Source organism: Adlercreutzia shanghongiae (assembly GCF_035830635.1).
GTDB classification, from domain to species: Bacteria; Actinomycetota; Coriobacteriia; order Coriobacteriales; family Eggerthellaceae; genus Adlercreutzia; species Adlercreutzia shanghongiae.
This window is the reverse complement of record NZ_JAYMFI010000005.1, coordinates 7,444-19,839: the sequence shown is the minus strand read 5'-3', so window position 1 is coordinate 19,839 and position 12,396 is coordinate 7,444. Positions and strand designations below refer to the sequence as shown.

Here is a 12,396-nt window from a genome sequence, read left to right as displayed (position 1 = left end):
GATGGCGTTCACCTTGTCCACGTCGGGCGAGTCGATGGAGTAGCCGAAGAAGTCCACGTAGGCCTTCTTGCTGGCCGTGGCCGAGGAGGCGTAGCCCTTGCCCAGACCCTTGTACCAGTCGTACTCGATGGTCACGCTGGCCAAGTCTCCGCCGAGCCACTTGGAGGGATCGACGACCACATCGCCGTTATCGGTGACGGTGATGCCGGCCAGAGAAGCCGCCTCGGTGAAGCGGTACTCGAACACGCTGGGTGCGGGGGCAGGCTCAGCCGGCGTCTCGCCGGCGCCCTCGCCGCCCTCGGGCGTCTCGGGCTCGTCGGCGGGCACGAACACGTCGCCGTCGTCGGTGAGGGCCTGCACGGTCACCTTGATGTAGCTGTTCGCGCCGTCGGCGATGTAGAGCTGGCCGGCGGCCGTCTGGGCGTTGAAGACATCAAGGCCCGCAGCCTGGCTGCCGTCGGCGGCGGTGACGCGCGTATAGGCATCGGTGGCGGCGTCGTAGGTGTAGAAGGTCTCCCCTTCCACGCTCAGCCACTCGTTGATGTCGCCCGTACCGGCAAACCAGCTGGCCACGCGGGCGCCGCTGTAGCTGGTGGTGCGCAGCGGCGTGCCGTCGGTCTTGGTCGTGGAGTAGCCGTTGGCGTACACCGGCAGCCCCGCGCGGGCACGGTGGCCGCCGAGGTTGTCCCAATGGGTCGTCGTGTCGTCCGCCCTGCTGGAGCCGTAGTTGCTCGTCACGGTGAGCGTGTTGCGCGTCGCCTTGGCGTCGCGGTCGTACCACTGGAAGGTGATCTTTTTGATGGCGTTGCGCGTGGTGGCCACCGCACCGGCGGTGCCCGCCTCCACCTCCTTGCCGTCCTTCATGTACACGGTCTTCTGGCCGGCATCGAACAGCGCGCGGGACAGCGACAGCTTCGTGGTGCGGAAGCCCACGTTGCCGAGCAGCGCCGGGGCCAGGTTCGAGGAGTTCGGCGTAAGGGTGCCCAAGGTGAGCTTCACGCCCGCATCGATGTCGTAGCGCGAATCGTTGGTCACCACGGCGCGGTAGCCCACCGACTCGTCATGGAAGTAGGCGCGCGGCTGGGTGCCCCAGTCGGCGCGGGAGCGATACGAGCTCGCCCCGGTGGTGCGGTCGGTCTCGTACTTGGCCGTAAGGTCGTTGTGCGCGAGGTTGTTGGCCGAGGCGTCCTTGTAGGCCCACATCTCAACCTTCGGACGCACGGGCAGAAGCGCGATGTTCAGGTTCGCGTAGGCCGTATGGGCATAGGGCGCAAGGCCCTTGTGGTACTTGGAGAACACGTTGTAGGTGCCCGTGCCCATATCGAACTGACCATAGTAGCCGTCACCGGTATTTGTGTTGGTGTACTTCCAGTGATAGTCCCAGCGGGTGTAGTTGTTCAGCGTCTCGTTGCCCTTCCACGCCGCGTTGAAGGCGTCGTTCACGATGAGGGTGCCGTAGCTGCTGTTGGCGTCGGTTTGGGTGTTCTGGTTGTTCGTGTTCCACCAGCCGGTGATCCAGTCGGTGCGCAGCATGGCGGCCACGTTGTGACCGACCCAGCGCCAGCTGCCCGTGCCCCAGAACTCCACGAAGGCGCGGCTGTCCTTGGTCACCTGGCCCTGGAAGTTGCGCAGATGCATCTCCAGGTTGCGGAAGTACCAGCCGTCCCACATGTCCTCGGTGATGATGAGGTCGCCGTCTTCCTGGACGTACATGATTTCAGGGCCGTCGACCTTCTTGGGCTTGGCGGCGTCGCCCTCGCCCACCATGATGTCGTTGCCGTCGGCGTCCTTCTCGTTCACCAGGCGCACCACGTGCACGCGACCCTTGGCGTCCTTGTACACGCGGGCGTTCTCGGCGTTGATCCACTCGTCATCGGACAGCGTGGAGCGCTTCGTGCCGTCGGCGCCGGTCTCTTCCAAAACGCCCGTGGCGATGGCCTCGAGGTCCGAGCCCTTGATAGTCAGCTTGCTGTCGGCGGCGGCCTTGTACTCGCGCCAGTACAGCGTGAGGTCCTTCACACCGGCGCGGTCGGCCACGGCCGTCTTGTCCTTGTAGCCCACCACATCGAACAGCTCCTTGGAAAGGGCGATGCTCTCGGTGTGGAAGTTCACGTAGCGCTTCTTGTCGTCGGTGGCATCGGCGTCCTCCACAAACGGAATCTTCGAGGTGGAGAAGTAGGCCTTGTGCATATAGTTAGAAGGCGCCAGGGCACCAGGGTCGCTCGTCGCCGTGACGGCGGCCTTATCGTTGGTGAGCGTAAAGCGGAAGCCGGAGCCGTCCTCGGTGTAATAAGCGCGGGTCTCTTGGGCCTTGGCCAGCTTGGAGGTCTGGTCGGCACCAGCCGCCGTGTCATCGTAGCCCTTCTCAGCAGTCACGCCCGTGGAGCGCATGAACGTCTCGGGGACAACCTTCTCGTTCACCTCATAGGGACGGCCGTAGATAAACGCCGTTACAGCGCCGTAGCTGAATACGTCGTCGGCTGTCCAATAGGTAGTGTAGTCAGCAACCTGGCGTTCGTTTACCGGAGCATTTTTGTCGCCATCAGATGTGTAACCAATCTGCTCGCGTCCGCCCTTGTAATAAAGCAGCGTGCCAATGCGAGTAAATCCATAGCGATCATTGCTCGGCTCTTGATGAAGTGGCGAGGCGTTCCCGTACGTTCCCAAACCGCGGTAACCGTAGGGGACACGGCGCACTCCATCGCTGTAGTTCCAAGTAGTCGCCCACCAATCTTCATCGTAGCCCTTGAGATTGCGACCGAAGACTGCTGGCATACGCTCATTGTTCTTGTCGTACGAGACGTACTTATAGTGCCAGTCGTTATAGTCGTAAGTGCAGCCGAACCAAGCGGAAAGAGGCATGTCACGCACGTCATCGGCGAAGCCCCATACATCCGCAAAGGCTTTCTCGGCTTCCATGCCGCACTTCACGCGATGGAAGCGCACCACGGCGTTGGTGAGGAAGCCATCGTTCCACACCGAGCGCGGGATGACCATGTCGCCGTTGGCGTTCACGAACTCATCGGTGAACTCCTTGGGATTCATGTGAACCTCGGTTATGGTTATCGCGCTGTCTTCCGTGCCCTCAGTAACCGTCTTGGTCACACGGTTTGAGGTGACCGTGCCATCCTCGGCTTTAGTGGGAACATCGATCTTCTCATCAAGTACAAGACGCAAATACTTCTTCTCTGTCGGTAAGTTGCCCGGCGTTGTAGTGCGATTAGTCGGATCTTCTTTCTCGTAATACGTAAAGGTGACATAGCTTAATTCCGTCATGGACAGCAGGTACTCGTTAAGCATGATTGCCTTAGTCTGGAAGCCACGCACCGCCTGCTCATACTCTTCAACATCATCGCGACCGGGTACGGCGGAGTTAGCAATTTCCTGGCCCCAGGGGCGGTCAGCGTAAGAAGTATCGCCAGGAGTTCCTCCATCGTAGAATTCATTATCGTATTTATGGGTGCTGCTCGTACCAATGCGCAACTCGGACTCGAACATATCGCGAGCCGGTTTACCCTTGTAGTTGTTGCCGATATTTGACAGATTAAAGCGATAGCCAGCGCCTTCGTCACCCCAATAGGCCTTGGCACCCACATCGGTGTTGGTTCCGTCATTGGCATTCGCAGTATTAGCGACCGAAAGGTTTAACGGAGCATCTGAGGCGATAGCCTGGGCGGCATCTTTCGTTGTGTCAAAGTACGCCTTGGCAGTAATTCGCGGCAACGGCATACCGGCGATGGCATAAAGATTTGCCTGGTCATTGGCCCAGGTCTGCTCCCCGTCAGCGTTGGGCTTATTCACGGGTTGCGGCGCGCCATTATGATCCACACCAGCTTGCTCAAGCTTGTTCCATGCGCTATTAGGATAGGTAGCCTTAAATTCGGTATCTCCCTCAATCACCACATAGTAGTTATCAACATAAGAGCGATATCCGATGTAACGTCGAGCAATTTCCTCCTTATTGGGCCAACCGCCGCCACAGCCCCAACCGTGGGTCTCACCAATATGGAACTGACGGTAGCTGTCGCCCTCAGGATAGGTAATTCGCGTTTCGGTATGATAAGGATCGGTACCCCAGGTTACGTTACAGGAATCGATAGAGTAGCCAAACAGGTCGACCCAAGCTTTTGTATCGCGAGTTACACGCTCGTTCACTTTAAAGAAGTGCACTTCCACGTAGAACAGCTCGAACTGATTCCAGAGCTTCGAGGAGATAAGCATATTGCCATTCGCGTCCTGAGTGACGTTTGCATTATTCACGTCGGCAAGCATCGACTTCAAGCCCTGGGTGCCATCAGGCTGATCCTCCCACCAGAGAATCTTCTCGGTAGCAAGAGTCGGCGGGTCAATCAAATCTGCTTTGAGGCCTTGTCCAGACTTGTATTTAGTACCTTGCGGCACCGATTTAATCTTAATGAACTCAATTTGGGAGTTATCCATCAAGCCCTTGGAGAAAGACAGGACGCTCGTGCGGAAGCCGATGGTCTTATCCTTCGCCTGTCCGTAGTCGTCCCAGCGCGGCGTAAGATTGCCGATAGTGAGTGTGGCACCTAAGTACATCGGGAAGCCGGAATCGTTGATGACCTCGGCGCGATAGCCCGAGTTGTACTCATTGCGGAACGAAATGGGCTTATCGAGAGTTACCTCACTCGCGCAAGCCGGGTACTGATTCCAATAGTTATCACGGAATCTGTTCAGCTGATCCGACGAGCTGGTCTCCGCCGTCTTCTTATCCATGATGGCGTAATTTACGTGCTTGGAGGCAACATCTTCCTTGGCCGGCGTATCGTCGGCCCCGGCCTCGTAGCCGTAGGCGCCGATGGCGGTGTTCGGGCGGATGGGAGGCAGCACCGAGTGCAGGGTGGCGTCGCTCTCCCAGGAGCGGGTCCACTCTTCAATGGCCTGGCGGGTCTTGAACTTGGCGTTCAAGGTGAAGTCGCCGCGGTTGGAGGTGCCGCCGATGAACTCCACATGGGCGTTGGTCTTCTCGGTGACGTAGCGGTTCAAGGTGGCGTAGTCGAGCTTCATGCCGATGAGGAAGCCCTGATCCCACACGTCCCAGCCGATGATGATGTCGCCCTCGCTGGTGACGGTGCAGTAGTCGTCGTTCCACCAGTCGGGCTTATCGTAAGAGGCCAGGCCCTCGTCGGCCGGCGTGGTGGTGTGCAGGGTGAGGTTTCCATCGTAGGAGAACTTCTTCTGGTTGATGTAGTCCACCAGCTGCTTGAGCGAGAAGGTGCGCACGTTCTCGTACTCGTTCACCAAAGGCTTGACCGCCGCGGCAGCCGCCTTCTTCGCCGCGATGATGGCCTTGTCGCGGTCTTCCTCGGAGCTGTCGTAGTAGTACAGCTCGATATCCATCAGCTTGCCGGCCGTGGTGGCGGTGCTCTCGAGGCCCTCGCTTTCGATAACGGCCGAATCGGTCAGCTGGAAGAGCTCGTGGGACAGGCGCAGCCCGCGGGTCTCGTAGTCGACGAGCTTGGTCTTGGAGCCGGGAATGCGGTCGTCGCCGAGCACATCCAGCGGCAGGGGGCCTAAGGTAAGCGAGCCGCCCAGCGAGATGTCGTAGCGGGTGTCGTTGCCCAGATACACCTTGTAGCCGGACTCGTAGTCGTAGTAGGCCTTCTGCTTCAGGCCCTTCTTCGCGCCGCTCGTCCACTGCCAGTCGTCGCGGCCGCCGGTGTCCTCGTGGCGAATGGTCGGGTCCTCGGAGAGGTTGGCGCCGGCCTTCACGATGGGAATGCCCTTGGCCGGGTACGGCGCGCCCTCCAGCATGGCCGGGTCATGGGAGCCGGTGTTCCACTTCGGGTTCGGGTAGTCGGTGGCCCACACGGCGCCGATTTCCATCTGGGCGGTGTTCTTCACCGTACCGTAGAGGTCCACATAGGCGTTGTCGGCCTGGGTGATGCCGTAGCCGAAGTTGGTGAAGTGCAGGTTGTAGCCCACGATGTAGCGGGTGGCCGCCGCCCATGCCTTCGACTCAATGACGAGGAAGCCCGTGGCCTCATCCACGTAGATGCCCTCGTTCTTCAAATCGTCCTTGCTGGGGATGGGCTTCAGCTGGCTGGCGTCGGTCTTGTCGGGGTCGGCCTGCTCGTAGTCGTCTTCCGTGAGCGTGTCGGTGGCGGCGCGCAGCTTCAGGCCGTCGATCACGAACGGCGCGGCCTCTTCCTTGCTGTTGGCGTCCTGGTTGTTCGCGCAGTAGCGAATCTCCAGATCGTCCAGAATGCCGCCCTTCAGGCGCATGACCTTTTCCGTGGAGCCGTCCTCGTTTTCGACGGTCTCCTCCTCGGGCGTGAACAGCTTCGGGCTGATGGCGATGCCCTCGGCGTCGTAGTTCACCAGCTTGTTGTGCATATAGGGGATGGACTTGTTGACCGTGGCCACCTCGTCCTTGATGTTGGTGTTCAGCATGAGGCCGGCAGAGAGCACCGCGGGCCCGATGGCGAAGTCGGAGTCGTTGGACACCTTGATGCGCCAGCCGCTGCCGGTGTTGCCGATGTAGCCCTGGAACTCCATGGGCTCGTGCACGTCGCTGTCACGCACCAGGGTGCCGTCCAGCTCGTAGCACTTCGAGGTGTCGGGCACCGGCTCGCCGTACTCGTCGGTGACCACCTTGCCGCTGGCGTCCTTCTTCCACAGGAAGTAATGGTCATGGTCGTCCACCACGTACTCCTGGTCGCCCACCGCGATGGTTTCCACGTCGCCGGTGATGGCGTCCGCGTCTCCCGGGAACTTGCTCTCGCGCATGCCCTGGGCGTCCACTTCCAGCACGTAGGGGGCCTTGCGGGACTTGAAGGTGGCCGAGGCCGTGGCCGACTCGTTGAAGGAGGCCAAAGGCGAGTAGATGTCCTCGTAATCGGTCTTGAAGGTGCCCGTGAGGGTCATCTTGTCCAGCTCTTTGGGGGTACCCTGAATCTCGACATAATGTTTATGTGATTTATCGATTTCATGAGAGCCCTTGATGGACTTGAACTTCACCTTCACGCCGATGAGGTAGCCGTCGTTCCAGTCCTTGGGAAGAATCTCCAGGCCGTAGGGGATCTTTTCGCCGCTGGCATCCAGTTTATAGTTGCCCTTGCGGTCGCGCTCGTACTCCTGGAACTGCCTAAGGCCGGTCTCGGCCTCTTCGGGCAGCACCTCCCCCGACTCGTCGTACATGGTGTAGGTGACGGTCTTCTTCGACCAGGTGGTGGCCAGCGGGTTGTCCTTCGCCCAGTACGTGATGGTCACCGAATCGATATCGGTATCGGCGAGCATGTCCTGGGAGATGCCGATCTTAGTGGCGTCGAAGCCCGTGGGGGCCGTGGGCACCACGGAGCTGGCGGAGGAGTTGTACACATCGCCGATGGTGATGGACGCGGGGATCATCATGGACATGGCGTTGTTGTTCAGCTCGAAGCGCCAGCCCGCGCCGGAGCGGTCGAAGATGGGCTGGTTCTTGTTGTTGGCCTCGTTCACGTTGTCGTAGGGCGCGAGAATAGCATCTTTCGACTCGTCGAACAGGATGTCCTTCGAGGTGTTGATGGCGTAGGCCTTCAGCGTCGGCTCGGGCGGGACGCTGTTCCAGAAGCTGGCCGTCGACTCGGGGTCTTCCAAGGGCGACTCCACGGCGTACTGCGGGGTGGCGCCGGCCAGCGACCAGACGCGCTTGGTGTACTTGGCGATGGCCAGGTTGTCGTAGTACTGGTCGGGCACGGTGAGCACGCCGTTGACGCGGATGCGGATGGGGAACTCCGTGTCGCGCTGCATGGGGCCGCGCAGCACGATGCGCATGCGGCCGGTGAAGTTGTAGTCATTGACGCCCGCGCCGGGCAGGGCGCCGATGCCCTCGGTGCTCGTGCCGAGACGGCGGTCGGCCATCAGCTTGTAGAGGCTCGTGGCCTCGTCGGTGCCGCCGAGGCGGTACACGAGGCGATCGTTAGTGGAGGCGGCCTCGTCCTTCACCGGCGTGCCCAGGTTGATCCACTGCTTCTGTTCGAGGATCTGATCGGGCTTGTTGGGGTCGGGCGTGGTGGTGTAGGCCACCTCGAACTGGGCGACCGAGCCGGACCAGCCATCGGTGCCGAAGCCCGGGAAATCGACGACGTTGTCGTCGAAGTAGTTCGAGAAGGACAGCGGACCGGTCTGGCCCTCCTCGCGGTCCACCTCGAATTCCAGGTTGTACAGCTTGAAGTAGTTCGGCAGCTGCTCTTCAATCTCGGGGCCCACGGAGACCTTGTTCACGTTGGCGCCGTACAGCGGCATGTTGCCCGTAGATTTGAAGTTGGTGATGACGTAGGAGACCGGGTAGCCCAAATAGCTGTGCTCGGTGTTCTCCACCTGCTCCACCGCGGGGCGCTTGGTGGCCTCGTTGACGGCGCCCTGCCACGTCTCTTCGACGTACTTGTTCATCTCCAGGCCGTTCTCGGGCTCGTGGAAGCGAGCCGCGAAGCGGGCGGGGCTGTCGGACCAGGAGTAGTCGTCGTCGCCCAGCTTGCCGAAGAAGATGGTTGTCAGCGGGTTCATGCTCACATGGTAGTACGAGCCGTTCTTGTCGTGCTTGTCGCTATCCCACTGCACGACGGGCAGCTTCTGGTTCGTGGCGCGCTGCAGCTTCACGTTCGTGGTGAAGGGAACGGCCACGAGCAGCGTGATCTCGGAGTGGGCATCGGGGTCGACCTCTTTGATGTTGGTCTCTTTGATTACCTTTTCCGGATAGAGGTGGCCGCCGTCGTTCTCCCCCATGGTGACCACGATACGGCCGGCCTGGCCCGTGGTCTGATAGGGCATCGACGGGGTGTTCACGATGGGGTTGCCGTCGGCATCGCGCGTGCCCTCGGCCACTTTCACCGTGTTGTACTTATTCATGATCTCATCGAGGTTGCTGAAGTTCACGACGTCGAGCTTTTTGTAGTCATCTTCGGTCCACTCGCTGGTGTCGTAGATGAGCACGCCGCCCTCGTTGGGAACGCCGCGGTAGTAGGCCGTGCCCTCGTCATCGGAGCCGGAGGTGATGCCGCCGCCGGCACCGGTTACCTTCGTGGCGTTCGTGGTACCGTACTCCCACGTCGTGCCGCTCTTGTAGTACTTCGGGTTGCCGATGGCCTTGTTGTCTTTGGCAAGCCAGGTCATCTGGTCCTCGCGCGTCAGGCCCTCGCCGGCGTCGCGCTCTTCGGCCATGGCGTTCAAGAAGTACTGCACGCGGTCGATCTCAGAGGTGCCCTCGGAGTCGTTCTTCGTGGTGACCTTGTATACCATATAATTGTAGCGGTCGTACATAACGTTGTTGGAGATGGCCTCGTAGGTAGATTTCCACGACAGGTTCGTCTTCAGCAGCGTGATCTTGCGAATAGTCTGGTTGCCCGGTTCGCCCTCGGCCGCCTCGAAGGGCGTGCCCGGCGTGGCCTTGCCCGAGGAGGTGCCGTTGAGCGTCGGGTAGTAGGGCTTGCCGGAGCCGTCGGTGTAGGAGTAGCAGGTACCGCCCATGGTGATGGTGCCGCCGGCGTTCTCGGGGATGGTGCCGTTCATCTTGATGTCGAGCTGCGGGTAGTAGCTGAAGCGGGTCGACATGTCCATCTGCCAGGAGTAGCCGGTCATGATGTTGGACGGATCTTGGGGGCCGTGCCACACGAAGCGCAGACGGCCGGTAAAGCCGTTGGTGAAGTCGATGTCCTGGTACTCCTCGCGCTCTTTCTGCGTAAGCGTGGAGGCAGCCAGCGCCTCTTCCCACTCCTTCTCGCTGAAGCCCTGGGAGATGATCGTGTCCAGCGGCACGCGCTTGGAGCCCGCCTTGTCGATTTCCAGATACACGTACCAGCGGTTGATGACCGACTTATTAATAAGTACGGAGAAGTAGCGCGCCTGGGACTTGTCGGCCGCGACCTTATTGCCCTCTTCATTAATATAGGTATAGCCGATGCCGTTGTTGTTCTTCACCCAGTCAGCAAAGTCGTAGGTAGAGGCCAGGGCGCCCGCGTTCTCGCCCTTCTGATACAGATAGGGGATGTTCACCACAAGGCTCGTGGCCATCTTGCTGTAGCCGCTGGGGTCGGCGGTGTCGAGCGTGTAGCCGCCCATGAAGCCGTCGGACACCTCGGACTTGATCTGCAGCGATATGGAGGGGGCGTCCTTGTCGTTCAGAAGGTAGGTGTTGCCGCCCAAGTCGTTGCCGAAGCCCGAGCCGCCCAGGCCCAGGTTCGGATCGAAGTGCTTCTGGGTGAGGGCCGACGCGCCCTTGGTGGGCACGAGCGAGAACGTGGAGATGCCGCCCGTGAAGCTGCTCATCGCGAAGAGCGAGGTGGCCAGCGGGTCGGCGCCGCCGAACATGGCGGTGTCGGCGAACAGGTCCTGCACGGTGGTGAAGTTGTCGGCGGCCACCGAGGGCTCCTGGGACAGGTCCGGGCTGAAGGGCGCAGGCTCCTCGTCGGTCGGCTCCTCCCCTGCCGGCTCTTCCGCATCCGGCGTCTCGGCGGGCTCGGTGGGCTCGGGCTCGGTGGGCTCGGGCTCGGGGGCGGGCTCGGGCTCGGGCTCCGGAGCGGCCGGCTTCTCGAAGGCAACCTCCTGGGCGCCGAAGTCGTTGATGATGGTCACGTCCTCGTCGGCGAGGGTCTCGTTCACCGACGCGGCGCCTTCCACCTTATCTTCCTGAACGGCCTTCACCGTTTCGGCGGCCACCAGAGAAAGAGCGGGCGCCTCGGTGTTGTAGGCCGCGCCGTCCTCAGTTTCGGTAAGGTTGGCGGCGGCGTAGGGCACGGCGATGTAGAGGGTGCGCACATTCTCCGTCTCGCCCGAAACGGCGTCGACGGAAAGGGTCGCGTCTTTATCGGCGGTGATGGTAACCTCGCCCGCGCCGTCGGAGATGACCGACACTTCAGCGAGGCTGCGGTCGAGCGCCTCGATGGTGGTCACGTCGGCCGGGTTCACCTTCGCGAGCTCTTCGGCGGTAAGACCGGTGGCGTCGAAGGCGACGATGCCGTCGGCCGAAAGCGCGCCCTTGCCCTCGGCGGTGTCGGGAGCATCGATGGCGCGCAGGGTGTAGCTGCGCTCGGCAAGGCTGCCCTTGCCCGCGACCAGCGTCACCGTGAAGGGCGCCCAGCCGGTCTCGTTTTCGAACACCGGGGTGCCGGCCTCGAGGGTGGCATCGAGGGCCGCCTGGGGCTCCGCGTTGGCGAGCACCGCGCTGGCGGCGGCACTATCTATATAGTTATAGTAAAGAGTATCGGCGCGCGGCGTGCCGTCATCGTTGGTGGCGGCGGTGTAAGAGCACACGGCAAAGCCGGCGTTCACGGAAACGTTCATCGCGGCGGGCACGCCTTCGGTGAGCCACGCGAAGGCCACGGGCAGCTGAGTGCCGGCGGGCATCTGGCCGCGGGTGTCGTTCACGGTGATGCCGTTCTCGTCCTGCACGCCTTCGAAGCGAAGCACCACGGTGCCGGACAGACCGTCGGCGAGTTCCTCGGCCGTGCGCTTGAGGTAGCCCTCGCCGTGCTTGGTGTACACCGTCCAGCCGTCGGGCAGAACCGAGACGGCCACCTTCGCGCGCAGATCGCTCGCGTCGGCGCCGCGGGCCTTCCACTCCTCCTCCGAGAGGGTGGTGGCAAAGGTGCCGTCGGCCTTCTCGTACACGAAGGGCGCCTCGAAGGTGAGCGCGACGGCATCGTTGTCTTCGGCGCCGCCGAGATAACCGCCGTCGAACGTGACGTTCGTGTTGCCAAAAGAGGGCGTGAGCATGACGCTGGTGTTGCCCACGTGGAAGACATCGTCGGAGGCGCGCAGAGCGTTGGCGGGCGTGAGAGAGAACGCGAAACGCTCCGCAAAGGCGGCCTTAAGATCGTCTTCAGAGGTGGTGGCGGGCGTCAGGAAGCCCTCCTTGTTCAGCTTCAGGGTGCCATCGGAAAGCGCCGGCATGACCTTGCCAGCGTCGACGAGGTTCTCGGGGAGGAACGCAGCGATGTCCTCTTCCGTGGGCTCGTCGGCCTCGGGGGCCTCTTCCTCGGCGCCGTTTTCGCCCTGGGCGTCGTCGCCCTCGGCGTCATCGCCTGGGGCGTCCTCGCCCTCGGCGTCTTCGCCGTTGGCGGTTTGGCTGAGGGCGTCGTCGTCTACCTCGTCGAGGAGCTCGTCGCCCGTACCCGAGGCCATGGGGACGGCGTCGTCGCCGATGATCATGCGGCGCGCCTCCTCGATGGAGTAGCTGTTCCAGCAGGTCAGCACCAACAGCACGGAGAGCACTACGGCGATGGCCTTGCCCATGGGGTTCAGCTGGCGCGGGGCGTTTCGGCTGATGACGGCGGCCTGGGTTTCACCTCCCGCCATGTCGGGAGCGGCCCCAAGGGGAGCCTGGGCCTGCGGGGCGTCGTAAGCGCTGGTCAGAGGCGCTTCGGCGTTCTGGTTGCGATAGTCGCTGCGTTCGTTCAT

The 12,396-nt window shown here is 61.8% G+C and carries 1 protein-coding gene (only partly in view); it reads right to left on the bottom strand.

What is annotated here, in order from left to right; genetic code table 11:
• Nucleotides 1-12,396 carry part of the coding region annotated (locus VJ923_RS03795) for an InlB B-repeat-containing protein (RefSeq protein ID WP_326438720.1) on the bottom strand (this coding region is incomplete at its 3' end). The annotated region extends 31,504 nt beyond the left edge of the window, so 12,396 of the 43,900 annotated nt are shown.